The organism is Natribaculum luteum (assembly GCF_023008545.1).
Lineage (GTDB): Archaea > Halobacteriota > Halobacteria > Halobacteriales > Natrialbaceae > Natribaculum > Natribaculum luteum.
Map to the genome: position 1 here is coordinate 2,457,478 of NZ_CP095397.1, position 25,075 is coordinate 2,482,552.

26 protein-coding genes are annotated in these 25,075 nt (G+C 64.0%); 21 read left to right on the forward strand and 5 right to left on the reverse strand.

The window, feature by feature from the left end:
• The first annotated feature begins 209 nt into the window (after window positions 1-209).
• The 15 genes from MU558_RS12645 to MU558_RS12715 all read left to right on the forward strand — a co-directional run bounded on the left by MU558_RS12645 (window position 210) and on the right by MU558_RS12715 (window position 15,429).
• Entirely contained in the window at window positions 210-623 is a 414-nt protein-coding gene (locus tag MU558_RS12645; RefSeq protein ID WP_246966632.1) for an NADH-quinone oxidoreductase subunit A, read from the forward strand.
• The gene (locus MU558_RS12650) at window positions 620-1,324 is read left to right on the forward strand and encodes an NADH-quinone oxidoreductase subunit B (RefSeq protein ID WP_246966633.1); all 705 of its coding nucleotides are present in this window, start codon (window positions 620-622) and stop codon (window positions 1,322-1,324) included. Before MU558_RS12645 ends, MU558_RS12650 begins: the two co-directional genes overlap by 4 nt.
• Window positions 1,321-2,976 carry an NADH-quinone oxidoreductase subunit D gene (locus tag MU558_RS12655; RefSeq protein WP_246966634.1) on the forward strand — a complete coding sequence of 552 codons (1,656 nt, stop codon included), beginning with the start codon at window positions 1,321-1,323 and terminating at the stop codon, window positions 2,974-2,976. The genes MU558_RS12650 and MU558_RS12655 overlap by 4 nt, the downstream gene beginning before the upstream one ends.
• Window positions 2,976-4,049: a complex I subunit 1/NuoH family protein gene (locus tag MU558_RS12660; RefSeq protein ID WP_246966635.1), complete on the forward strand. Its 1,074-nt coding sequence runs from the start codon at window positions 2,976-2,978 to the stop codon at window positions 4,047-4,049. The genes MU558_RS12655 and MU558_RS12660 overlap by 1 nt, the downstream gene beginning before the upstream one ends.
• Complete coding sequence (locus tag MU558_RS12665; protein ID WP_246966636.1) at window positions 4,046-4,507, forward strand: NuoI/complex I 23 kDa subunit family protein; 462 nt, start codon at window positions 4,046-4,048, stop codon at window positions 4,505-4,507. Before MU558_RS12660 ends, MU558_RS12665 begins: the two co-directional genes overlap by 4 nt.
• Window positions 4,508-4,566: 59 nt before the next feature.
• On the forward strand, window positions 4,567-4,833 hold the full coding sequence (locus MU558_RS12670) for an NADH-quinone oxidoreductase subunit J (protein WP_246966637.1): 267 nt from the start codon (window positions 4,567-4,569) through the stop codon (window positions 4,831-4,833).
• Window positions 4,830-5,228, forward strand: a complete 399-nt coding sequence (locus MU558_RS12675) for a hypothetical protein (protein WP_246966638.1) — start codon at window positions 4,830-4,832, stop codon at window positions 5,226-5,228. Before MU558_RS12670 ends, MU558_RS12675 begins: the two co-directional genes overlap by 4 nt.
• Complete coding sequence (gene nuoK, locus MU558_RS12680) at window positions 5,225-5,530, forward strand: NADH-quinone oxidoreductase subunit NuoK (protein WP_246966639.1); 306 nt, start codon at window positions 5,225-5,227, stop codon at window positions 5,528-5,530. The genes MU558_RS12675 and nuoK overlap by 4 nt, the downstream gene beginning before the upstream one ends.
• Window positions 5,531-5,534: 4 nt before the next feature.
• Window positions 5,535-7,547, forward strand: a complete 2,013-nt coding sequence (nuoL, locus tag MU558_RS12685; protein ID WP_246966640.1) for an NADH-quinone oxidoreductase subunit L — start codon at window positions 5,535-5,537, stop codon at window positions 7,545-7,547.
• On the forward strand, window positions 7,544-9,073 hold the full coding sequence (locus MU558_RS12690) for a complex I subunit 4 family protein (protein ID WP_246966641.1): 1,530 nt from the start codon (window positions 7,544-7,546) through the stop codon (window positions 9,071-9,073). The genes nuoL and MU558_RS12690 overlap by 4 nt, the downstream gene beginning before the upstream one ends.
• Window positions 9,073-10,581, forward strand: a complete 1,509-nt coding sequence (locus tag MU558_RS12695) for an NADH-quinone oxidoreductase subunit N (RefSeq protein WP_246966642.1) — start codon at window positions 9,073-9,075, stop codon at window positions 10,579-10,581. Before MU558_RS12690 ends, MU558_RS12695 begins: the two co-directional genes overlap by 1 nt.
• Before the next feature lie 122 nt (window positions 10,582-10,703).
• Window positions 10,704-12,194, forward strand: a complete 1,491-nt coding sequence (locus tag MU558_RS12700; RefSeq protein WP_246966643.1) for a DHH family phosphoesterase — start codon at window positions 10,704-10,706, stop codon at window positions 12,192-12,194.
• A 557-nt stretch (window positions 12,195-12,751) separates the two neighbouring features.
• On the forward strand, window positions 12,752-13,561 hold the full coding sequence (locus MU558_RS12705) for a CBS domain-containing protein (RefSeq protein ID WP_246966644.1): 810 nt from the start codon (window positions 12,752-12,754) through the stop codon (window positions 13,559-13,561).
• A 60-nt stretch (window positions 13,562-13,621) separates the two neighbouring features.
• Window positions 13,622-14,656 (forward strand): ABC transporter ATP-binding protein, encoded by a 1,035-nt coding sequence (locus MU558_RS12710; RefSeq protein ID WP_246966645.1) that lies wholly within the window; start codon window positions 13,622-13,624, stop codon window positions 14,654-14,656.
• The gene (locus tag MU558_RS12715; protein ID WP_246966646.1) at window positions 14,653-15,429 is read left to right on the forward strand and encodes an ABC transporter permease; all 777 of its coding nucleotides are present in this window, start codon (window positions 14,653-14,655) and stop codon (window positions 15,427-15,429) included. The genes MU558_RS12710 and MU558_RS12715 overlap by 4 nt, the downstream gene beginning before the upstream one ends.
• Window positions 15,430-15,528: 99 nt before the next feature.
• Here MU558_RS12715 and MU558_RS12720 read toward each other — a convergent pair whose 3' ends face one another.
• Window positions 15,529-15,819, reverse strand: a complete 291-nt coding sequence (locus MU558_RS12720; RefSeq protein WP_246966647.1) for a hypothetical protein — start codon at window positions 15,817-15,819, stop codon at window positions 15,529-15,531.
• A gap of 153 nt (window positions 15,820-15,972) precedes the next feature.
• Here MU558_RS12720 and MU558_RS12725 point away from each other — a divergent pair, with 153 nt between their 5' ends.
• The 4 genes from MU558_RS12725 to acs all read left to right on the forward strand — a co-directional run bounded on the left by MU558_RS12725 (window position 15,973) and on the right by acs (window position 21,038).
• A complete protein-coding gene (locus MU558_RS12725) occupies window positions 15,973-16,713 on the forward strand; it encodes an NAD(P)H-binding protein (RefSeq protein ID WP_246966648.1) in 741 nt (246 codons plus the stop codon).
• On the forward strand, window positions 16,710-17,063 hold the full coding sequence (locus tag MU558_RS12730; protein WP_246966649.1) for a GerW family sporulation protein: 354 nt from the start codon (window positions 16,710-16,712) through the stop codon (window positions 17,061-17,063). The genes MU558_RS12725 and MU558_RS12730 overlap by 4 nt, the downstream gene beginning before the upstream one ends.
• A 120-nt stretch (window positions 17,064-17,183) precedes the next feature.
• Window positions 17,184-18,884: a methylmalonyl-CoA mutase family protein gene (locus MU558_RS12735; protein WP_246966650.1), complete on the forward strand. Its 1,701-nt coding sequence runs from the start codon at window positions 17,184-17,186 to the stop codon at window positions 18,882-18,884.
• 168 nt (window positions 18,885-19,052) lie between these two features.
• A complete protein-coding gene (gene acs, locus MU558_RS12740; RefSeq protein WP_246966651.1) occupies window positions 19,053-21,038 on the forward strand; it encodes an acetate--CoA ligase in 1,986 nt (661 codons plus the stop codon).
• Window positions 21,039-21,050: 12 nt separating this feature from the next.
• On the opposite strand, the gene MU558_RS12745 is transcribed toward acs, so the two are convergent.
• The 4 genes from MU558_RS12745 to MU558_RS12760 all read right to left on the reverse strand — a co-directional run bounded on the left by MU558_RS12745 (window position 21,051) and on the right by MU558_RS12760 (window position 23,243).
• Window positions 21,051-21,305 (reverse strand): DUF7520 family protein, encoded by a 255-nt coding sequence (locus tag MU558_RS12745; protein WP_246966652.1) that lies wholly within the window; start codon window positions 21,303-21,305, stop codon window positions 21,051-21,053.
• Between the two features lie 155 nt (window positions 21,306-21,460).
• Complete coding sequence (locus MU558_RS12750; protein ID WP_246966653.1) at window positions 21,461-21,676, reverse strand: DUF6684 family protein; 216 nt, start codon at window positions 21,674-21,676, stop codon at window positions 21,461-21,463.
• A 52-nt stretch (window positions 21,677-21,728) separates the two neighbouring features.
• Entirely contained in the window at window positions 21,729-22,118 is a 390-nt protein-coding gene (locus MU558_RS12755; RefSeq protein ID WP_246966654.1) for a DUF7541 family protein, read from the reverse strand.
• A 60-nt stretch (window positions 22,119-22,178) separates the two neighbouring features.
• Window positions 22,179-23,243, reverse strand: a complete 1,065-nt coding sequence (locus tag MU558_RS12760) for a polyprenyl synthetase family protein (RefSeq protein WP_246966655.1) — start codon at window positions 23,241-23,243, stop codon at window positions 22,179-22,181.
• A gap of 113 nt (window positions 23,244-23,356) precedes the next feature.
• Between MU558_RS12760 and MU558_RS12765 the strand changes: the two genes are divergently transcribed.
• Window positions 23,357-23,611: an MTH865 family protein gene (locus MU558_RS12765; RefSeq protein WP_246966656.1), complete on the forward strand. Its 255-nt coding sequence runs from the start codon at window positions 23,357-23,359 to the stop codon at window positions 23,609-23,611.
• A gap of 135 nt (window positions 23,612-23,746) precedes the next feature.
• Complete coding sequence (locus tag MU558_RS12770) at window positions 23,747-25,060, forward strand: M28 family peptidase (RefSeq protein WP_246966657.1); 1,314 nt, start codon at window positions 23,747-23,749, stop codon at window positions 25,058-25,060.
• The last annotated feature ends 15 nt before the right edge of the window (window positions 25,061-25,075 follow it).

Sequence of the window (25,075 nt, forward strand, 5' to 3'; positions counted from 1 at the left end):
ACGTTCGGCGTCTCGATACCACGAATGTTGTCGATTCCTGACTCACTCTCCTGGCGGCAGCCGCCGGTTCTCCTGCGATTTTCTCTTCATCTTCACCGACTATTCGCGAGTGGATCTGCATCCAGAACGGTCGACGGATGCGAAATCGGGCGAAAAGGAAAGAATCAACCCTTATATGGGTGCGTTTCCAACGGCCGAACGTTACGGAGATGAATGAATGGATAGCCATCGGGGCGCTGGCGCTCGTGGGGATACTGATTCCGCTCGGCATGATGTCGGTGTCGTATCTCCTGCGTCCGAGTGTACCCGAAACGAGTAAACGTGCCACCTACGAGAGTGGCGAGGTGCCGACAGGCGGGACGCGCATCCGGTTTAACATCCAGTACTACATGGTTGCGCTTCTTTTCGTCGTCTTCGACATCGAGACCGTCCTGCTGTTCCCGTGGGCGGTCATATACCGGGACGCGCTCGAGTCGGGAGAGGTGACGTTGATGCAGGCGCTCGGTCCGATGTTGCTCTTCGTCGCCATCCTCGTCGTCGGACTCGCGTGGGCGTGGCGCAACGGCGCAGTGCAGTGGGCAAAGAGCCCCCGTCAGGTCGAACTGGAGGCCAATCGACCATGAGTAACGAACCACGCCAACAGATCTACGACAGTACTGCCCCATCGACCGACACGCGGGAATCCCGCATGGGAGAGGGCGTCGACGACCGCTTCAACTCGAAGCTTCGAGAAGCGTTCGGCGCGTCGCCCTTTATTCTCACCAAGTTCGACAAGTTCATGAACTGGGTCCGCGGGTCGTCGATGTTCATGCTGCAGTTCGGGATCGCCTGCTGTAGCATCGAAATGATCCACTCGTACGCGATCAAACACGACCTCGACCGGTTCGGGGCTGGCGTTCCGCGTGCATCACCGCGACAGGCAGACGTCATGATCGTCCCCGGGACGATCGTCTCGAAGTTCGGACCGCGCATGAAGCGCGTCTACGACCAGATGCCCGAACCGAAGTTCGTCGTCGGCATGGGATCGTGTACGATCTCCGGCGGCCCGTTCCAGGAAGGGTACAACGTGGTCAAGGGTGCCGAAGAGATCATCCCGGTCGACATTCACGTCCCCGGGTGTCCACCGCGACCGGAGGCGCTCATCTACGGCGTCGCCAAGCTCCAGGAGCGAATCGCCAACGGCGAATCGTCACCCGTCGTCGTCAAGCCGTACGAACTCGAGGAGTTCGGCGACCTGCCGCGAGACGAACTGGTACAGAAACTGGCCGACCAGATCGACGAAGACGACCTCGTCATGCGTTACAACTGGGCTGATTCGCCATGAGTACGGAACTCGAGCGAGCAGTAACGGAGACGGTAACCGAAGAACAGCTCGAGGCGCTGGTCGGCGATCGCGCGCTCGCGCGTGACGATCACAAGAATGCGCCTGGCTTCGTCGTCCGTCCCGACGACGTCCAGGACGTCCTCTTCGACCTGCGCGACGAGGCGGGATTCGACCATCTCTCGTGTGTGACCGCCCAGCAGTACGAGGATCGGTACGAGTCGATCTACCACTTAAAGAAGTACGCCGATCCGACCCAGGAAGTGAGCATCGTCGTTCCCACGTCGGTCGACGATCCCGTCAGCCAGACGGCAGAGCCGGTCTTCCGGTCGGCCGACTGGGCCGAACGCGAGGCGTTCGACCTCGTCGGGATCGACTACGAGGGCCACCCCGACCCGCGTCGGATCCTCTTGCCGGAGACGTGGCAGGGCCACCCCCTCAGCCTCGACTACGATCAGGAGAAACCCCAGATCGTCACGCTCACCGAACACGCGAACCCGATCCAGCCCGACCACCGGGACGACGAGTCGGACACGATGTTTCTCAACATCGGTCCACACCACCCGGCGACCCACGGCGTGCTCCACGTCAAGACGGTGCTGGACGGCGAAACCGTCGCCGACGTCGATCCCGACATCGGCTATCTGCACCGCAGTGAGGAGCAGATGTGCCAGCAGGGCACCTACCGTCACCAGATCATGCCCTACCCGGACCGGTGGGACTACGTCTCGGCCGGCATCTTAAACGAGTGGGCCTACGCCCGTACCGCCGAGGATCTCGCCGACCTCGAGGTGCCCGAGTACGCACAGGTCATCCGGACGATGAGCGCGGAACTGTCCCGGATCGCCTCGCACATGCTGGCGCTCGGGACGTTCGCACTCGACGTCTACGGGGACTTCACGGCGATCTTCCAGTACGCGTTCCGCGACCGGGAGGTCGTCCAGGACATTTTGGAGGACCTCACCGGCCAGCGGCTGATGTTCAACTACCTTCGGCTGGGTGGCGTGGCGTGGGACCTGCCCGAGCCCCGCGAGGAGTTCTTCGCGAAGGTCCGGGACTTCCTCGACGACCTCCCGGCGAAAGTCGCGGAGTACAACGACCTCGTCACGTCGAACGAGATCTTCCAGATTCGGTGTGTCGACACCGGGATCTTAGAGCCCGAGGTCGCGAAACAGTACGGCTGTACCGGGCCCGTCGCTCGCGGCTCCGGGATCGACTACGACCTCCGGCGGGACGACCCCTACGGCTACTATCCGAACCTCGAGTGGAACGTCGTCACCGAGGACGGCTGTGACAACTACAGCCGCGTGCTCGTCCGGATGCAGGAAGTCGAGGAGTCTGCGAAGATCATCGAGCAGTGTATCGACCTGCTCGAGGAGTGGCCCGAGGACGAACGCAATATTCAGAGCAACGTTCCCCGGACGCTCAAGCCGGACGCCGACACCGAGACCTACCGCGCCGTCGAGGCCGCGAAGGGCGAACTCGGGATCTACATCCGGTCTGACGGAACGGACAAGCCGGGTCGATTCAAGATCCGCAGTCCGAGTTTCCACAACCTCTCGGCACTCGAGGAGATGACGAAAGGCGAGTATATCCCCGACCTGGTCGCGTCGCTTGGCAGCCTCGACATCGTTCTCGGGGAGGTGGATCGGTAATGCTGGCGCCGCTGCAAAACGGCGACACGTACCTGTTCCCCGAACGGATCGCCGACCTCACCGGGTTGAGCGAGTACGGCACTGCCGGCGACCTGGTCGCGGCGTTCATCGCCGCGTTCATCGTCGGCAACCTGATGCTCGCGATGACCGGGGTCGCCGGGCCGTGGGCGAAACGGAAGATCACGGCAGCGTTCACGGACCGGATCGCGGTCAACCGCGTCGGGCCGTTCGGCCTACTGATCATCGTCGCCGACGCCGTCCGGCTACTCTCGAAGGAGAACATTATCCCCGAGAACGCAGACCGGCCGGCCTACGACCTCGCGCCGATCGTCGTCGCGGGGTCGGCGATGCTCGGATTCGCCGTCATCCCGATGGGGTCGGGCGTGCAACTCGCCGATCCAGAAGTCGGCCTGGCGTACGTCTTTGCCGTCGCCGGCATCGCGAGCATCGGCCTGGTGATGGCCGGCTACGCATCCTCGAACAAGTACTCGCTGCTCGGCGGTCTCCGGGCGGTCGCACAGAACGTCGCCTACGAGATCCCGCTCGTCGTGACCGGGATGTCCGTGGTCATCTTCGCGGGCTCGCTGCAGATGAGTACCATCGTCGAGGCGCAGGCCGAGCCGCTGTTTACCGTCGCCGGCGTCGCCATCCCATCGTGGTACGCACTCATCAACCCGTTCGCGTTCGTGCTGTTCATCGTGGCCAACCTCGCCGAGGTCGGGCGGAACCCGTTCGACATTCCCGAGGCGCCAACCGAGATCGTCGCCGGGTATCAGACGGAGTACTCGAGCGTCTACTTCGTCCTGATCTACCTCGGTGAGTTCCTGCACATCTTCCTCGGCGGTGCGATCATCGCGACGATCTTCCTCGGTGGACCCGCCGGCCCGGTGTTGCCGGGCATCGTCTGGTTCATCATCAAGATCTGGGCGGTGTTCTTGCTTACCCAGTGGTTCCGCTCTGCGGTGCCGCGGGTGCGGATCGACCAACTCATCGAAATCGGCTGGAAGGGGATGCTCGTCCTCGCCTTTGCGAACTTCGTGCTCACCGCAATCATCGTGGGGCTGATAGCATGATCGGAATACTCAAATCGATGGCAACGACGATGAAACACGCGCTGGACGGCAACACGTTCACCGTCGAGTACCCGGAGACGACGCCGGACGTCTCGCCGCGGTTCCGCGGCGTCCACAAGTTCAGCCAGGAGCGGTGTATCTGGTGTCGCCAGTGTGAGAACGTCTGTCCGAACGACACGATCCAGATCGTCACCGACGACCAGCGACAGGGCGAACAGTACAACCTCCACATCGGACAGTGTGTCTACTGTCGGCTCTGTGAGGAAGTCTGTCCCGTCGACGCCATCCTGCTCACCCAGAACTTCGAGTTCACGGCTGACACGAAACACGACTTCGTGTACAACAAAGAGCAGCTGAAGGCAGTACCGTGGTACAAGGACATCGACCCGCTCGAGTCGCGCGAACCCGACAGGGGTGCGTGGATCGGCGAGGGCGAGGGAGAGGTCGATTACCAGTAAATCGGGCTGCCCGTCCCGTCTCGAAATCTACAAAGGGCATACCCAACCAGATCAAACCAATGACATACGAGCTGATCGCGTTCGCGCTGTTCGCGGTGGTGACGCTGGGCAGTGCGATCGGCGTCGTGCTCATGCAGGATCCGTGGCACTCCGCGCTCCTGCTGGGTGTGGCGCTTTTGAGCGTCGCGGTCTACTACGTGATGCTGGCGGCTGAGTTCGTCGCCGTCATGCAGGTCCTCGTCTACGTGGGCGGGGTCCTCGTTCTCATCGCGTTCGCCGTGATGCTCACGCAACGTAACGAATCCGAAGAGGTGGCACAGACATGACGACAGGACCCAGGTTACGACTCGGAAAGACGCTGGTTCCCGGCGTACTCGCCGTTGCACTGTTCGCGGTGATGGCGGCGATCGTCCTGAACACGCCGTTCGAATCGACGATGGCGGGTTATCCAGGCGACGTAAGCATCATATCGGAGATCGGATACGCGATGTTCGACATGACGGCGTTGCAGTCGACCGAAGGAGCGATCGGCGAGACCGAGCCGTTCCTCGCTGCGTTCCTGCTCGCCGCGGTCGTCCTCGACGCCGCACTCGACGCCTCGCTCGTGCTCGCAAAGCGCGAGGAGGAAGGCGAGGCGGTCACGGCGCTGACGAGCACCGAATCCTCGAGTGGCGCGACCGAGGCAAGCGGCGTCGCGGCAGACGGGGGTGAGAGGCAGTGAGCGTCCCCGTCGATTACTACGTGCTGTTGTCGATGGCCCTCTTCTGCATCGGGCTGTTCGGTATCCTGACGCGGCGTAACGCACTGATGTTCCTGATGTCCGTCGAGATCATGCTGAACGCGGCGAACGTCAACCTGATCGCGTTCGCGTTCTATCACGGCAACCTCACCGGCCAGGTGTTCGCGCTGTTTACGATGGCGCTGGCCGCCGCCGAGGTCGCCGTGGGGCTCGGGATCATCCTGGTGTTGTACCGTAACTTCCGCGACGTCGACGTGACAGTGCCGTCGGCAATGAGGTGGTAAATAGATGGCAACCGCATTCGAATTCGCACCGGCGATCGCGTTGTTCCCGCTCGCGGCGTTCGTCATCGCGCTGGTCTTCGGCGACTACATGCCGAAGAAGGGCGCGTTCGCAGGCATCTTCGCGACGGCAGGGTCGTTACTGCTCTCGCTGTGGGTGTTAGTGACCGTCGCGGGTGGTGAAGTGTACGACGAACAGCTCTACCAGTGGGCGGTCGGCGACCAGATCGGGTTCCACTTCGGTATCCTGCTCGATCCGCTGTCGGCGCTGATGCTCGTGATCGTCTCGCTGATCGCGTTGCTCGTCCACATCTTCAGCCTCGGGTACATGAACGCCGAAGGCGAGACCGGCCTGCGGCGATACTACGCCGAACTCGGGCTGTTCACCTTCAGCATGCTCGCGTTCGTCTTCGCGGACAACCTGCTGATGGCGTTTATGTTCTTCGAGCTCGTGGGGCTGTGTTCGTACCTGCTGATCGGCTTCTGGTTCCGCACGGAATCGGCTCCCTCGGCCGCGAAGAAGGCGTTCCTGGTCACCCGCTTCGGTGACTACTTCTTCCTCGTCGGCGTCGTCGCCATCGCGGCGACGTTCGGGACGCTCTCGTTCGCCGGAACCGAGTCGTTCCCCACGGCGGCCGAAGCCGCGATCGACAACGGCGAAACGCTGTTCGGCTTCGACGCCGAGACCTGGGTGACGATCACCGGCCTGCTCGTCCTCGGTGGCGTCATCGGCAAGTCCGCGCAGTTCCCGCTGCACACCTGGCTGCCCGACGCGATGGAGGGTCCGACCACCGTCTCCGCGCTCATTCACGCGGCGACGATGGTCGCAGCCGGTGTCTACCTGGTCGCCCGGATGTTCGGCTTCTACGCCCAGTCGCCGACGGCGCTGTCGATCATCGCCTTCGTCGGCGGCTTCACGGCGCTGTTTGCCGCGACGATGGGCGTCGTCAAAGACGACATCAAGCAGGTGCTCGCGTACTCGACGATCAGCCAGTACGGCTACATGATGCTGGGACTGGGTGTCGGCGGCTACGTCGCAGGCGTCTTCCACCTCATGAACCACGCCTTCTTCAAGGCACTCCTGTTCCTCGGTGCCGGTGCCGTTATCATCCTGATGCACCACGAACAGGACATGTGGAAGATGGGCGGCCTGAAAGACAAGGCTCCCGTCGCCTACTACACGTTCCTCTCGGGTGCACTCGCGCTCGCGGGAATCGTCCCGTTCTCGGGCTTCTGGTCCAAAGACGAGGTGCTGTTCGACGCGCTCATCGTCGGCCTCGAGCAACCACTCTTCCTCGCGGCCTACGCGATGGGGCTGATCGGCGTGTTCTTCACCGGCTTCTACACCTTCCGGATGGTGTTTCTCACCTTCCACGGTGAGCCGCGAACCGACGCCGCCAGAGATCCCCACCCGATCGGCTGGAGCGTCAAGGTACCGCTGATCGTCCTCGGCGTCCTCGCGCTGGTCGCGGGCGTCGTGAACCTCGCGCCGATCGGCAAACTCACCGGCGCCGATATCACCTTCCTCGAGTTCTGGCTCGACGGCGAGTACGGTGCGGTCGAAGGACTGACCTACCACGCCTACCACGAGGCGGTGCCGTTCGCCGAGGGCTACATCGGCACCGAGACGGTGACGATGCTCGCCGGCGCTGGACTTTCGCTCGGACTGGCGCTCGCCGGAGCTGGGCTGGCCTACTCGCTGTACAACGTCCCGGAGCCGGTACCCCACACGGAGAAGCTAGGACCGGTCCGGACGCTCCTGCGTAGCAACTACTACCAGGACGAGTACCAGGTCTGGCTCGCCGAAGGGCTCACGCTGCCGCTGTCTCGAGCCGCAGACCGGTTCGATCAGGGCGTCATCGACGGCGTCGTCAACGGCGTCTCGAGCGTGAGCCTGTTCGGAAGTGGCTGGATCAAACGGATCCAGACCGGCGTCGTGACGAACTACGCGGCGCTGCTGGTGCTTGGATTCATCGTATTACTCGTAGTTCTCGGTCTCCACGGAGGGTGGTTCGCATGATGATCGAAACGCTCATCGCGGTCGCACTGGTCGGTGCGCTGCTCACGTTCGTCGCACCGAATAAGGTCGCAGGAAAACTCGCGTTCGCCATCAGTCTGATTCCGGCGGCGCTGTCCCTGTGGATGTTCACCGCGTTCGACGGCAGTGGTAACGCCTTGCTCGACGGCCAACTCGCCTTCGAGTCCCAGATGGAGTGGATCCAGCTGGGAGAGTACTCGATTAGCTGGTTCGTCGGTCTCGACGGGATCAGCCTCCCGCTCGTCGTCCTGACGACGGTGCTGATCACGCTCGCGATCGTGAGTTCCTGGACACCGATCGACGACCGGCAGTCCCAGTTCTACGGGCTCCTGTTGTTCATCGAGGCGAATCTGATCGGCGTCTTCGCGGCGCTCGATTTCTTCCTCTGGTTCGTCTTCTGGGAGGCCGTCCTCATCCCGATGTACCTGCTGATCGGCGTCTGGGGCGGCCCGCGCCGGAAGTACGCCGCGATCAAGTTCTTCGTCTACACGAACGTGGCGTCGCTCGTGATGTTCGTCGCGTTCATCTCGCTCGTGTTCGGACTCGGTGACTCGGTGACGAGTTTCGCTCTGCCAGAGATCGCAGCGGCGATGCTCGAGGGTGGCCCCGGTTCGTTCGCCGGTATCGCGGGCAGTACGCTCGCCGCCGCCGTCTTCATCGCGATGTTCCTCGGGTTCGCGGTGAAGGTCCCGGTCGTTCCGTTCCACACCTGGCTGCCGGACGCACACGTTGAGGCACCGACCCCCGCGTCGGTGCTGCTGGCCGGCGTCCTGCTGAAGATGGGGACGTACGCCCTGCTCCGGTTCAACTTCACGATGTTCCCGGACCAGGTCGAGGCGTTCGCGATCCCTATCGCCGCACTCGCCGTCATCAGCGTCATCTACGGCGCGATGCTGGCGCTCGCACAGACCGACCTCAAACGGATCGTCGCGTACTCGTCGGTCTCGTCGATGGGTTACGTCATCCTGGGTCTCGTCGCGTACACCCAGTTTGGCGTCGGTGGCGCGACGTTCCAGATGGTCTCACACGGTCTCATCTCGGGACTGATGTTCATGGCCGTCGGCGTCATCTACAACGCCACGCACACCCGGATGGTGACGGACATGTCCGGGATGGCAGACCGGATGCCGATCGCCGTCGGCGTTCTCATCGCCGGCGCGTTCGGCTACATGGGCCTGCCGCTAATGTCCGGCTTCGCGGCGGAGTACTTCATCTTCTTCGGAGCCTTCGGTTCCGAGATGCTCGAGTACGCCCCCGCGTTCACCGCACTGGCGATGTTCGGCATCGTCATCGTCGCGGGCTACCTGCTGTTTGCGATGCAGCGGACGCTGTTCGGTCCGTATCGCCTCGAAACCGACTACGACGTGGGCCGTGCACCGCTTCACGACGTCGCACCGATGTTCGTGTTGCTGGCGCTGATCATCGCGCTTGGCGTGGCTCCCGAACTGATCTTCGACATGATTAAAGACGCAGTGGATCCGATCCTCGCGCTCGGAGGTGGTGCGTGATGGCGCCGCTGATCGAGCTCCACAGCTGGTCTGCGCTCGCGCCGATGCTGATCCTGGCACTGACGGGACTGGCGCTGTTCGTCTTCGACAGCATCAACCCGCGATCGACGAACAGGTCGGCCCTCGCCGGCATCTCGACGGCCGGGGCGCTCGCTTCGCTGGGCGTCGCCGTCTGGTACATCGTCGCCGGCGTCGGCGACCCCGCTCGCCGGGGGGCGTTCGACCTCTTCGGCGGCCAGTTGATCGTCGACCAGATGGCACTGTTCTTCATGGTCGTCGTCGCGGTCGTCACCGCAATGGTCTCGATCGCGAGCTACGACTACTTCCTCGAGCACGCCTACCAGGCCGAGTACTACTCGCTGATGTTGCTGGCTGCGACCGGCATGTCGACCATGGCGGCCGCAAACAGCCTCGTGACGGTCTTCATCGCGCTCGAGCTGGCCAGCCTGCCGTCGTTCGCGCTGGTGGCGATCCTCAAGACCAACCGCGGGAGCGTCGAGGCCGGTCTGAAGTACTTCCTGATCGGCGCGCTCTCGTCGGCGATCTTCGTCTACGGGATCAGCCTCGTCTACGGGGCGACCGGTTACATGCAACTCGACGCGATCGCCGCGAACCTCGAGGGTGCCGAAGGCTTCTCCGGCCTGCTCGGACTCGGCGTGGTGATGCTGATCGGTGGGTTCGCCTACAAGACCGCGAGCGTCCCCTTCCACTTCTGGGCGCCGGAGGCCTACGAGGGTGCGCCCGCGCCGATCTCGGCGTTTCTCTCGTCGGCGTCGAAAGCCGCCGGGTTCGTGATCGCGTTCCGCGTGTTCGCGACGGCGTTCCCGATCGAGACGATGGCCGGCATGGGAATCGACTGGACGCTCGCGTTCGTGATCCTCTCGATCGTCACGATGACGATCGGGAACTTCGCGGCCGCGACCCAGGAGAACGTAAAGCGGATGCTCGCGTACTCGTCGGTCGGTCACGCCGGCTACGCGCTGATCGGCCTCGCCGGGCTGACCGGGACCGGGAGCAACGACGTCGTCCTCGGTGCAGCGATGATGCACCTGCTGGTCTACGGCTTCATGAACACGGGCGCGTTCCTGTTCATCGCCCTGGCTGAGTACTGGGGCGTCGGCCGGACCTTCGAGGACTACAACGGCCTCGCGAAGCAGGCACCGATGGCCTCCGCTGCGATGACGATCTTCATGTTCAGTCTCGCCGGCATCCCGCCGTTCGGTGGCTTCTTCAGCAAGTACTTCCTGCTGACGGGCGCGATCGACGCCGGCTTGCTCGTCGTCGCAGTCGCGCTCGTGGTCAACAGCGCGCTGTCGCTGTACTACTACTCGCGGCTGGTCAAGGCGCTGTGGATCGAAGAGCCGGTCTTGGAGCGCGACTCGCTCTCGCAGCCGACCGGTCTCTACGTGGCGATCATCTTCGCCGCCGTGATGACCGTCGTTATCCTGCCCGGCTTCGGGCCGGTCGCAGACACTGCGATCGAGGCGGCCGCAGCGGTCGTCCCCTGATACGGTCTGCTGTACTCTGTTTCCCGGCGCACCCACGTGGCAGGTCGCAGGTGCGCCGGAACTGACGCAGAAGAGTTCGTATAAGCCGGTAGCTTTTAACCTTCCCAGTTGCAATCCGCGATATGATTTCCCGGCTCGTACTCGGGTGCGGGACTATCGGACAACGGATCGTCGAACGACTCGCCGAGTACGACGGTCACCTCCTCGTTATCGCCGACGACCCGGACGTCGTCGAGACGCTTCGAGACGAGAACGTTCGAGCGCGACGCAGCGATCCGACCGACCCGGACGTGCTCGCCGCTCTCGAGACGCCGGACGCCGTCTTCGTCGCCGACGACCGAACCGATCGAAACCGCCGCATTCTCGAGCTCGCGAGCGATCGGTTTCCGGAGGCCGCGTTAGTGGCACACCTCGGCGGGAATCCAGACGGCGAGGACGGGCAGGTCATCAGGTCGACCGCCGATCGCATCGTCGATCCGAGCCGGGACCTCGCCGAGTGGGTACTCGACCGGACGACGAGTCCGTCGGCGGAGAACGCACTGGCGTTGCGCCGAAAACTCTCGACGATCGACGGACGACTTGCCGTCGTGATGCACGACAATCCGGACCCGGACGCCATCGCGAGTGCCGTCGCACTCTGTGACATCGCGGCGACAGTCGACGTCGACGCGGACGCGTGTTACTTCGGCGAGATCTCACACCAGGAGAACCGAGCGATGGTGAACTTGCTCGACCTCGACCTGCGAAATCTCGAGCCGGAGGCGTCACTCGAGGAGTACGCCGCGTTCGCACTGGTCGATCACTCGCGGCCGGGTATCAACGACCAGTTGCCCGAGGAGTTGCACGTCGACGTCGTCATCGACCATCATCCACCGCACGGTCCGGTTCCGGCCGAGTTTTACGACCTGCGCGAGGACGTCGGCGCGACGAGTACGGTCCTCACCGAGTACCTAGAGCGGTTCGGTCTCGACCTCGATCGGCGGACAGCCACGGCGTTGCTGTACGGCATTCGAGTCGACACGAACGACTTCACGCGAGAGGTCTCCTCGAGTGACTTCCGTGCAGCAGCGACCCTGTTGCCCGCCGTCGACGCCAACGTGTTACGACAGGTCGAGGCACCGACGGTCGAAGGAGAGACGTTCGACACGATCGCCAGGGCGATCAAGAACCGAACCCGGCGCGGGTCGGTCGTCGTCGCGAGCGCCGGACGGCTCTCCAGTCGTGACGCACTTCCGCAGGCGGCCGATCAGCTCCTCACCATGGAGGACGTGGACACGACGCTCGTCTTTGGCTTCATGGGCGAGATGGTGTTTCTGTCGGCGCGGTCGCGAGCCGGCGAGATCGATCTGGGCGCGACCTTGCGGGACGCGTTCGACCCGATCGGAAGCGCGGGTGGACACGCCGACATGGCTGGCGCACAGCTCGAGATCGGCATTCTGGGTGGGGTAGACGACGAAGAGCAGGTCGACTCGATCAAAAGTGTCGTCGAAGAAGTGATCACGCACCGATTCTTCGAGGCGATCCGAACGCGTCCGGGAACGCCCGTCGGCGCGTACAGCCAGACGAGCGAGTGGTTGTTCGCCCCCGACGAAGGAGCGAGCGAGAACGCTTGACGTCCTCCGCACGGCGAACGCCGTGGGATTCCTCCGTGGGTATCACGGCCCGCATACGCGGGCTCCACCCCGGCTGTGAACGTGCGGGTTCACTGACGCGCCTTCAGCCCTCACACGGAGGGTTGTGGTGGTCTTGGGTATCTGCTCGGCGTAGCCCTCCCGATGAGGGAGTGGCTCCCAGCGGCGTCCAGCGCACTGGGCAGTGGGCCACGCCATCGGCCTGACCCTCGATTCCAACCACGAGTGAGGGTCGTCGAGTAGCATGCCAACCACACTGCTGGTTGGGCTGCGAAGGGTGTGTTTGTGTGTAGGAGTGTGAGACCTACTCGTAGCCATGGTGAGCGTGAGCGGGTTCCCCGCAGCAGCATGCCGCATGCCTCTGTCGAATAACGTGGAGATTCGTCTTAAACCTTTCAGATTGCGTGGGTGATTCGGGGGAGTCGTGTCGCGTGGTTTGATGCAGTAGTGACGGCTTCATCCCACGAGTAAACTCATGGGCTTTCGCCTGTATATCGTGTAAGGGAGGTTTTTTCGCCGTCGTCACACTACAGTAGGACATGGTGTACGCGTCGGACGACAGCAAGCCGCGGGTAAACGAGTACATGACGCGGGACGTGGTGACCGTGTCACCCGACGCGACGGTCGGTAACGTCGCAAAACGCATCGCCGAGAGCGACGAGCACAGCGGATTTCCGGTCACGGATCGGCGTCGCGTCGAGGGGTTCGTCAGCGCACGCGACCTGCTGTTGGCCGACGACGGGGAGCCGATCTTCAAGGTGATGGCGACGGACCTGATCGTGGCTCATCCGGACATGAAAGTCGACGACGCCGCCCGGGTGATCCTCAGATCCGGCATCCAGAAACTCCCCGTCGTCGACGACGCCGGCAACCTGGTGGGGATCATCTCGAACGCCGACGTCATCCGCAGTCAGATCGAGCGAGCGACGCCGGAGAAGGTCGTGAAACTGATGCAGACACTCGAGAACATCCACTCGATCGAGCTGCGACAGGAGCGTCGGACGGTCCCGCTTCGCGAACTCGTCCCGACGCAGGGTCGAGTCTACGCCGACGAACTCGAGGGACGACGATACGAACTCGAACACGGGCTGGCAGAGCCGCTCGTGGTCATCGACAACGGCGGGACGTTGCTGTTGGCCGACGGTCACCACCGCGTACTCGCGGCGGATCGACTGGGGATCGACGAGATGGATGCGTACGTGATCGTCATCGACCAGGAGATCGACCTGGGGATGGCCAGGACCGCCGAGAAAGAGGACCTCGAGAGCCTCGAGGACATCGAAGTCGTCGATTACGCGCGCCATCCGCTCGTGGAGACGACAGAGCGGCTACAATCGGGCGACGAGTAGCCGGCGGTGGGTGTCAGCTCGGAAACTCTTAATGCCGCCCCGCGCCTGAACCCGGCAACGATGGTCGAGGTACCGGGCGGAATCGATCGGCAGCCCTCGAGCAGTCGCGTCGCGAACGACCGGCGTTCGACGAGCAACGAGTCGAGGGAACCGGTCCTCGCAGTCGAGAACCTGACGAAAACCTACGGGAGCAACGCGAGCGCAGTACGGGCGCTCGACGGGATCGACTTCGAGGTCGAACGCGGGGCCGCGGTCGGTCTCCTCGGACCCAACGGAGCGGGGAAGACGACGGCGATCAAGACGCTTCTCGGGCTGGTCGTTCCCGACGAGGGGACCGCCGTGATCGACGGCGTCGACGTCGGTTCGAACCCCCGTGTGGCGTACCGTTCGGTGAGCGCGATGCTCGAGGGTGCGCGCAACGTGTACTGGCGGCTCACGGTTCGCGAAAACCTCCGGTTTTTCGCGCGGCTGGGCGGGCGACCGGCGGACGAAGCGCGAATCGACGAGTTGATCGGTGAGGTCGGGTTGGCCGACAGAGCCGACGTGACGGTCAACGAACTCTCCCGCGGGATGAAACAGCGGACGTCGCTCGCGTGTACGCTCGTCCGCGAGACGCCCGTCGCCTTCCTCGACGAACCGACACTCGGACTCGACGTCGAGAGTTCACGGGAGTTGCGGACGACTCTTCGACGGATGGTCGAGGCGGAGTCCCGAACGATTCTGCTCTCGAGTCACGACATGGACGTCGTCGAGGAGGTCTGCGACCGCGTCGTCGTCCTGAACGAGGGATCGATCGTCGCGGACGACACCGTCGAGAACCTCGTCGACGTCTTTCGGACGCAGACCTACCGCGTCACCGTCGACGGAACGCTGTCCGGCGCGTACCGACGCACGCTCGAGGAACGCTTCGGCGCCGAAAACTGGGCGCAGACGGGTACTCGCCAGCGCTTCGACGCGACGAGAGCCGAGGGAGAGCGGTTCTACGAGATGATGGACGTCGTTCGGGCATCGTCGTGTCCGCTGGTGAGCGTCGACGCCCTCGAGCCGAACCTCGAGGACGTCTTCGTTCGGCTCACGAGCGAGGACGAGCGATGAGTCAACTCGGATTACTCGTCCGTGCGGTCGTGGAGAAACAGCTCATCCTGCTCCGCCGCTACTGGATCAACACGATCACGCTGCTCGTTACGATGTACGTCTTCTTCGCGATGATCTTCTACGGCGGACAGGCGGTCGCCGGTCCCGCGATCGAGGAGTCTCTCGACGGTATCGTCGTCGGCTTCTTCCTGTTTACGGCGACGACCTCGGCCTACTTCGGCGTCGCCGGAAACGTCATGCGCGAGGCACAGTGGGGGACCCTCGAGCAGTTGTTCATGTCGCCGTTCGGGATCGGCCGCGTGATGGCCGTCAAGTCGGTGTACAACGTCGCGTTCAGCGTGATCGTCGGACTGGCGCTGCTGGGCTGTATGCTGGTCACGACAGGCCGGACGCTGCGTCTCGACGTCCTCACCGTGGTTCCGCTCTCCGTGCTCGCGATCCTTCCCGTGGTCGGAATCGGCTTCGTTTTCGCGGGGCTGTCACTTCTGTACAAGCGCATCGAGAACGTCACGCAACTGGTGCAGTTCGCGTTCGTCGCGCTGATCGCGGTGTCGCCGACGGACGGCCGCGAGTATCTCCTCGCGTTACCGCTGAGCCAGGGCAGCGACATGCTTCGGGAGGCGATGACCGACGGCACTCGACTTTGGGAGTTCCCGCTCGCGGACGTTACGATTCTCGTCGTCGTCGGCCTCGCGTACCTGTCGGTCGGCTACGCCGCCTTTCACTGGCTCGTATACCGCGCGCGTAAACTCGGCGTCCTCGGTCACTACTGATACTGTCCAGCAGTATGCGTCCCGCGTTCCGATCTGCACCCAGGTCACTGGCATCCGATGCACCGCCGTCGACTCGAGCGGCGGGTTCGACACTCGTCGTCACACTCGGTCGTTTCCGGCCCGGTTTTCGAGTTCGTCACCCAGTTGTCGGGCTCTAACGATCACGTACAGCAACACCACGCCGGTTCCGACGGCGACGACGAACTGCCCGGCGACGGCGAACAGTAACGAAATGCCACTCCCGGAGAAGATCGACGCCAGCAGGAAAGACAGGGCAGCGATCGCACCGAAGACCAATACGAGTTTGGCGATCGGGACTGCTTCCTCGAGAATCCAGTCGGTGTCGACGTCTCCGGTTTTCGGGTCGAAAAACAGGCGATTGGGCGGCATTAATCGGATATTACGATCAGAGATTGTTGAATCTTTGGAGTGTCTGATCGACCGACTCGAACCGATCGGTGACGGCGATCGACGCGCGGTAGGGAACGTCACGTCGAGCGACGGGTGGAGAGGGTTATGTCGTCACGCGAGGTAGGCCGCTCTATGGCTTCGACACCTGAGCGCGTGCTCATCGCGGGAGCGAGCGGGGACACGGGACAGGAGGTTCTCTCCGTGCTCCGGCCGACGGAACTGACTATCCGGGCGACGACGCGATCGCACGCCACCGTCGACACGCTCGAGAGACTCGGCGCGGACGAGGTCGCCGTCGTCGACTTTTTCGAGTCGGCCGACGCCGTCCGAGCCGTCGAGGATTGCGACATCGTCCTGTGTACGCTCGGATCGCCGCCCGGCATCCGTCACACGCTCGGCGGGAAGCTGGTCGACCGGACCGGCGTGATCAATCTCGTGACCGCAGCAGTGAGCGCTGACGTCTCGCACTTCGTCCTCGAGAGCGCGATCGGTGTCGGCAGTTCCACAGCGGGGATGCCCATTCCCGGGCGACTCCTCCTGTGGGGTTCGCTCCGAGCCAAACGGGACGCAGAGACGTCGCTCCGACGATCGGGACTCGGCTACACGGTGATTCGTCCCGGCAGGCTCACGAACGATCCGCCGAGCGGGGAGGTGCTCGTCGGTGAAGGTGGCGACACCGTCTCGGGATCGATCTCCCGTGCGGACGTCGCACGCGTGATGGCTGTGGCTCCGTTCACCCCGGAGGCGCGCAATCGGACGTTCGAGGTCGTCAGCCGCGACGGACTCCGCGGATCGCCGAAGAACCTCGTCGCCATCGACTGGGAGTACGAACGGCTCGGAATCGAGGTCGAACACGGGCGAGTGCAGTCGTGACGCTGCGATCGCTCGAGACCGTCGCCGAACGGTTCTCCGGGAGCGTGGCCGTCCGCACTGCGTTCGGCGAACCGATCGACGTCGGCGACCGGACGATCGTCCCGGTGGCTCGAACGGCCTGTGGGTTCGGCGGCGGGTTCGACGGGGGAAGACCAGAATCGGACGAGGAGTCGGCGATTCCGTCGAATCGCGACGCTGGCGGCTACGGCGGTGGGTTCGTCGTCCGACCGCTGGGCGTGATCGAGATTACGGACGACGGGACGCGATTCGTCCGCGTCGAAGATCGACGTCGCCTGTTCGCTACGCTGCTCGTGGGGTATCTCGTCGGCTGGGTGATCGGTCGTCGATGAGAAGAAAACCGGCTACGAGAGAGACGTAGCCGGCCGCTCGAGGGGGCCTCGCATTCGTCATCCGTCGCGGCACCCGTATTTCCCGGAATCCTTAATGGACTATCCGCCAAATAACAGATTATGTACGACGACGACGATCTAGCGGACATTCGGGAGGCTAAATCCGAGTGGGAGGCCGAAACCCTCGAGCCAGTCCTCGAGCGGCACGGCGAACGCCAGGATCGGTTCGCGACGGTCTCGAACCTCGAGGTCGATCGTCTCTACACGCCAGCGGACGTCGCGGACCTCGACTACCTCGAGGATCTCGGCTTCCCCGGCGAGGAGCCGTACACTCGCGGGCCGTACCCGACGATGTACCGCGGTCGGACCTGGACGATGCGCCAGTTCGCCGGGTTCGGAACGGCAGAGGAGACCAACGACCGCTTTCACTACCTGATCGAGCAGGGCCAGACCGGGCTATCGACGGCGTTCGATATGCCGACACTGATGGGGATCGACTCGGACGATCCGATGAGCGAGGGCGAAGTCGGCAAGGAGGGCGTCGCCGTCGACACCCTGCGGGACATGGAGATCCTCTTCGAGGGTATCGACATCGGCGAAGTCTCGACCTCGTTTACCATCAACCCCTCCGCACCAGTCATCTACGCGATGTACGTCGCCCTCGCCGACCAGCAGGGCGTGCCGCGCGAGCAGATCCGGGGAACCCTCCAGAACGACATGTTCAAGGAGTTCATCGCCCAGAAGGAGTGGGTCATCCCGCCGGAGCCCTCGCTCGATCTCGTCACCGACGTCGTCGAGTTCAGCACCGAAGAGACCCCGAAGTTCCACCCGATCTCGGTATCGGGCTATCACATCCGCGAGGCGGGCTCGACGGCTGCCCAGGAACTCGCTTTCACGCTCGCGGACGGCTTCGGCTACGTCGAAGACGCGATGGATCGGGGGCTGGACGTCGACGACTTCGCCCCGCGACTCTCCTTTTTCTTCAACTGTCACAACTCCTTTTTCGAGGAGATTGCGAAATACCGCGCGGCTCGGCGCATCTATGCCCGCGTGATGGATGCGTGGTACGACGCCGAGCGTGCGGAATCCAAACGGCTGAAGTTCCACACGCAGACGGCCGGCCAGTCGCTGACCGCCCAGCAGCCGCTTAACAACGTCGTCCGGGTGACGATCCAGGCGCTCGCGGGCGTCCTCGGCGGCACCCAGAGCCTGCATACCAACAGCTTCGACGAGGCGCTCGCCCTGCCGAGCGAGAAGGCAGTACGGGTCGCCTTGCGCACCCAGCAGATCATCGCCGAGGAGTCCGGCGCGGCCGACATCGCCGACCCGCTCGGCGGCTCGTTCGCGGTCGAAACGCTCACCGACGAGATCGAAGCGCGGACGATGGAGTACATCGAGCACATCCGCGAGATGGGCAACGGCTCCGTCCGCGACGGCATCCTGCAGGGCATCGACGACGGCTACTTCCTCCGGGAGATCCAGGAAGCCTCCTACGAGTACCAGGAGCGCGTCGAAGCTGGTGAGGAGGTCGTCGTCGGCGTCAACGAGTACACCATCGAGGAAGACACCAGCCCCGAGATCCTTCAGGTCGACGAGACCGCACAGGAGCGCCAGCTCGAGCGACTCGAGGAGACCAAAGCGGAACGCGACGACGACGCCGTCGAGGAGTCCCTGACGGCGCTGCGCGAGGCGATCGACCGCGGCGAGAACACGATGCCGTACATCGTCGACGCCGTCAAGGCGTACGCGACGATGGGCGAGATCATGCAGGTCTTCGAAGAACAGTACGGGGCGTACTCCGAACGGATCGGGCTCGCCTAGGCCCACCTCGTTCCCGAATCTCTGATTTTCTCCCGTCTCGAGGTGTCGCCGCCGCGTAGACGCGCGTGTTACCTCGTCGCAATCACCGTACTGAAAGTGAAAATCGCAAGACTCCGCCGACTGCTATGGGAACACTTATCCCGTTTATGATCGATGTTTTCGGTGACCATGGCAGAGGAAATCGAAGAGGCGGAGGTCGAACTCGAGGCGCGCCTCGAAGACCAGGAGACGTTCGAGCCGCCGGAATCGTTCGTCGAGCAGGCGAACGTGACGGACGAGTCGATCTACGAGGAGTTCGAAGAGGAGTGGCCACAGTGCTGGGAGCAGGCGGCCGACCTCCTCGAGTGGGACGAGCCGTACGACACCGTCCTCGAGGACGAAGAGGCACCGTTCTACGAGTGGTTCACCGGCGGGGAGCTCAACGCCTCGTACAACTGTCTGGACCGTCACGTCGAAGACGGCGCGAAAAATCGCGCGGCGATCAAGTGGGAGGGCGAGCTGGGCGAGACCCGGACGTACACGTACGGCGACCTGCTGAACGAGGTCGAGGCGTTCGCAGCGGCGCTCCGCGACCTCGGTGTCGAGGAAGACGACGTGGTGACGCTGTACATGCCGATGATCCCGGAGCTGCCGATCGCGATGCTCGCGTGCGCTCGCATCGGCGCACCCCACAGCGTCGTTTTCGCTGGCTTCTCCGCAGAGGCGCTTGCGACCCGGATGAACTCGGCCGACAGCGAATACCTCGTCACCTGCGACGGCTACTACCGTCGCGGCGACGCCCTGAACCACAAGGAGAAAACCGACAAAGGGCTCCGGCAGGTCGACCACGACGTCACGTCGATCGTCGTCGACAGACTCGGCGACGAACTCACGCACTTCCTCGGCGAGAACGCGTACGACTACGACGACCTCGTCACAGAACACGAGGGCGCGTCGGTCGAGCCGGTCTCGCGAGACGCCGAGGACATGCTGTTTCTGATGTACACCTCGGGAACGACGGGCAAACCGAAGGGCGTCAAACACACGACCGGCGGCTACCTCTCGTATGCGACCTGGACCTCACACGCCGTGTTGGACATCGAGCCGGAGGACACCTACTGGTGTTCGGCGGACATCGGCTGGATCACGGGCCACTCCTACATCGTCTACGGGCCGCTCGCGCTCGGGACGACTACCGTCATGTACGAGGGGACGCCCGACTACCCCGAGCGCGATCGCTTCTGGGAGATCGTCGAGAACCACCGCGTGGACATCTTCTACACGGCACCGACGGCGATCCGGGCGTTCATGAAGTGGGGCGCGGAGTATCCCGAGCGACACGACCTCTCGTCGCTGCGCCTGCTGGGGACGGTCGGTGAGCCGATCAACCCGCGGGCCTGGAAGTGGTACTACAAGTACATCGGCAACGAGGAGTGTCCGATCGTCGACACCTGGTGGCAGACCGAGACCGGCGGCATGATGGTCACCACCCTGCCGGGCGTCTGTACGATGAAACCCGGCTCTGCCGGGCCACCGTTGCCCGGCGTCGACGCCCGGATCGTCGACGCCGCCGGCGAGGAGGTCGAACCGGGCGAAGCCGGCTACCTCACGGTCCAGAAGCCGTGGCCCGGGATGCTCCGGACGCTGTACGACAACGACGAGCGATTCATCTCCGAGTACTGGCAGGAGTACTCCGACGAAGACGCCGACGAGTGGGTCTACTTCCCCGAGGACGGCGCGAAGATCGACGGCGACGGCTACGTCACCGTCCTCGGCCGGGTCGACGACGTCATCAACGTCTCCGGCCACCGCCTCGGCACGATGGAAGTCGAGTCGGCGATCGTCGGCGTCTCCGGCGTCGCCGAAGCCGCCGTCGTCGGCGGCGACCACGACCTCAAAGGCGAGGCCGTCTACGCCTACGTGATCCTCGAGGACGGTCAGGAACCGACCGACGCCATGCGCGAGCGGATCGTCGACGGCGTCGTCGACGCGATCGGGCCGATCGCTCGTCCCGAAGAGGTCGTCTTCACGCCTGAACTGCCCAAGACCCGTTCGGGCAAGATCATGCGCCGGCTGCTCGAGGACATCGCCAGCGGCAACGAACTCGGCAACACCTCGACGCTTCGCAACCCCGAGATCGTCGACGAGATCGCACAGCGCGTCGGCGACGACTGATCGTCGCCGTCGTCACGCGCGCTCGTCGAACCGCGCGGCCACCGCGACGACGACGAGGGCGACCCCGAGTCCCGCGCCGACGCTCACCGCGCCGTACAGCGCGAACGAGAACGGGGTGATCGGGAACGAACGCGAGAACAGGGTCGTCTCCTCGAGGCCAGTTCGCGCTGGAACGGCGTAGCCGAGGATCGCACCCAGGAGGCCAGTGACGGCGACGAGGCCGACGAAGAACCCGAGGACGACGGCTCGGCCGGACCGATCGATCACGCACGCCGGTTCGGTCGATCGAGAGTAGACTTTTGCGCTTGCACGGTGTGGCACCCACCATGAGCGAAAAGGAGTGGCTCCTGGTCGTTCTCGTCGGGATCGCCGTCCTGATGGCGGTGACCGGCTTCGTTCTCGTGATCAACTGAACCGCTCGTCTATCCTTCGATCGCCCTCGCCACGTAGTAGGTAGTGATCGCGAGCGCGACGACCATCGACCCGAGGATAGCAAACTGCAACAGCGACTGCAACGGGTCGATCCCCCACGGATTGAACACCGCGAACACGGCGACGAAAAACAGGATGATCGACAGCGGAAAGAGGTTGACGGCGACGTCGAGGGCCGTCTCGGTGTCGACGAACTCCAGGTCCATAGCGATCCTACCACGGGAGCGCTAAAGGCCGTTGGGAGGCGTCGGAGTTCTGTCACACGGCCGTTCGATACCGTCCAGCAACGGCACCGAACACGGTCATCACGCCCGCGACCGCGATCGCGAAGCCGCGACTCGAGAGCCCGTATCGGTCGGCGACGGAGACGCCGGTCAGTCCGTCACCGGTGCTCGCTCCGTACAGGACGACGCCAGAGAGCGTGAGGAGCGCGCCGAACGCCGCGAGCGTGGGCCACGGACTCGAGACGTAGCCCGACTCCCTGAGGATGCCGGCGACGCTGGCCGAGAGCAACAGCAGGCCACCGACGGCGATCGGGACGACGTCGACGACGATTCCGGTCTCTGAGAGGACGACCCCGAGCGCGACGAAGATCGGCCACGGGCTCGAGGAGCCGACTCGATCCGCGCGTTCGGTCCGGTCGGTCATACGCGTGGTACGACGGCACGGAAGGAAGAACTTCGCCCCGTCTGGGTAGCGGGTGCGCGTTCACACGTCCCGTTCGACGACGAACTCGGTAAACTCCTCGAGTTTCGCCGTCGATTCGGGGTCGAAATCGACCGCTCTGACGTGCTCGCGGGCCTGCGCGGCGAGGTCGAGCGCCCGATCGCGGGCGTACTCGATGCTCCCCGTCTCTTCGAGGATCGACAGCGCTTCGCGGATCTCCTCGTCGGTGTTCTCGTCGGCCTCGAGGATCTCCTCGAGTCGGCGAGCGTCGGTGGGGTCGCTCTCTGCGATGGCGTGGATGACCAGCAGCGTCTTCTTTCCCTCGCGGACGTCGTTGCCGAACTCCTTGCCGAACTCACCGGCGCGACCCAGGGAGTTTTCGACGTCCAGGATGTCGTCGCCGATCTGGAAGGCGATCGAGGTCAGTTCGGCGTACCTGGCGACGTGCGATTCGACGTCTGCGGGCTGGTCGGTGAGGATCGCTGCGAGGCGGGCGACGATACGGCCGAGACAGCCGGTCTTGCAGGCGGACATCTCGAGGTACTGCTCGTGGCCCACCCTGACTTCACGTTCGTTGTGCCAGCAGATGTCCATCCCCTGGCCGAGGTGGGTCCGGTTGAGTTCGTAGGTAAGCATCTCGTAGGCGGCGAGACGCGTCTCCGGCGAGAGGCGTCCCGAATCGTGCGTGAGAATCTTGAATGGCAGAAAGTACATCGCGTTCCCGGCGTTGAGTGCGACGTCTTTGCCGTAGACGTGGTGTAACGCCGGTTCGCCGCGCCGCATCGTCGCTTCGTCTTCGACGTCGTCGACGATGATCGTCCCGTTGTGGAGGATCTCTGGAATGCACGCGTACGGAAGGTACGCTTCTGGATCTTCACCGAAGGCCTCGACGAACACGAGAAAGAGCACGGCTCGCCAGCGTTTCCCACCGCGGTCGAGCAGATCCCAGATGGGTGCTGCGAGCGCGCGCTGGATACCGACTGGATCGTACTCGTAGGTCGGCTCGCCGAAGAACGACTCGAGGTAGTCAGCGTCGACGTCTCGAGGAAGAAAGTCGGCGATCGCATCGTCTATCATCGGCCGCCACTCGGCAAGCGTCTCCCGCATACCTATCACCGTGACGGAGCGCCGTGAAAAACTTTCAGTTCCGATTTTAGAACGCACAATTGGTTTATCGTTGTTCCAGAACGCTTAACTCTCTCGGTCGGCCAGAGGAGATCATGGCCGACGAAGACGAACTCCGTGAGCAGTTGACCGAAGCGTTCGAAGGCGCAGATTACCCGGTGCAAAGCCAGATGGACCTCGTCCCCGCGCTCCCCGACGGGCCAGGGACGACGTTCGAGTCCGGCGACGTCAGTTTCACCGCGATGGAACTCGGCACCAGACTCTCGAGTCACCAGGAGTTCCCCTACGAGGACGTCGACTCGCTGGTCGACGACGTGATCGAGGGGCTGAAAGCCGAAGGCGAACTGTAGACGGTCGGTTCGGCGATCGCGTACTGTCTCGCCGGAACTCGTTCTCGCAGTTGGATCGTACCGGATAGCAGCCTCGCCGCCCACAGCCGCCCTCGAGCCAGAACAGTTAGGCCACGTCGCCGCCACCGTCGAGACATGAGCAACTGGATCGGTGAGACGTTCACCAGCGACGTTGGCTGGACTCACTTGGAGACGCTCGTCGACGTCGGCAACCGGATGGCCGGAAGCGAGGGCGAACGCGTCGCCGCCGAAGCGACCCGCGACGCGCTCGCCGACGTCGGCGCGCGCGACGCGCGCCTCGAGACGTTCGAGATACAGGGCTGGACGCGCGGCGAGAGTTCGCTCTCGGCCGGCGACGAGTGCCTCGACTGTATCGCGCTTCCGCGGAGTCCGTCCGAGAGCGCCACCGCGCCGCTCGTCGACCTCGGCTACGGCCTCCCCGAGGACTTCGACGAGGCCGACCTCGAGGGGCGCATCGTCATGGTCAGAAGCGACGTTCCGTCGTACGCGGACCGCTACGTCCACCGCCGAGAGAAGTACTACCACGCAGTCGAGGGCGGTGCCGTCGCGTTCGTCTACCGCAATCACGTCGAGGGCTGCCTCCCGCCGACCGGCAGCGTCGGCACCGACGAGGACCCGATCGGCGCGATCCCGGCCGTCGGCGTCTCGAGCGAGGTCGGTGCGCGCCTCGCCCGGCGATTCGAAGGCGACGACGTCGAGGTGGCCGTCGAGGCCGACGCGTCCGGCCCGGCGGAGAGCCAGAACGTCCACGCGGAACTCGGCCCGGACACCGACGAGCGCGTGCTCGTCACCAGCCACGTCGACGCCCACGACGTCGCCGAAGGCGCACTGGACAACGGTGCCGGCACCGCGACGGTCGTCGAGATCGCGAACGCCCTCGCCAGCCGCGAGGACGAACTCGACACTCGCGTGGAGTTCGTCGTCTACGGCGCGGAGGAAGTCGGACTCGTCGGCTCGAGTCACCACGCCGCGGTCGCCGACCACGACGAGATCAAGGCGATCGTCAACAACGACGGCGTCGTCCGCGATCGGACCCTCTCGGTTCACACCCACGGCTTCGACGACCTCGAGGATGCCGTCGAAGGGGTCGCCGACCGGTACGGGCATCCCATCGAGACGATCCCGCGACTCAGTCCCCACAGCGACCACTGGCCGTTCGTCCAGTGGGGCGTCCCCGGAACCCACGTGATGAGCACCTCCGACGACGTCGGTCGCGGCTGGGGCCACACCGCCGCCGACACCCTGGACAAACTCGAGAAACGTGACCTCCGTGAGAGTGCGATCCTTCTGACCGAACTCGTCGTCGCACTCGCCGGCGACGACGTCGAGATCGACCACAAAGAGCCGGCAGAGATCGCCGACGCGCTCGAGGCAGAAGATCTCGCGAGAGGCATGCAGATCACGGGCGACTGGCCCTACGACGAGTAGACATCCGCACGCTTT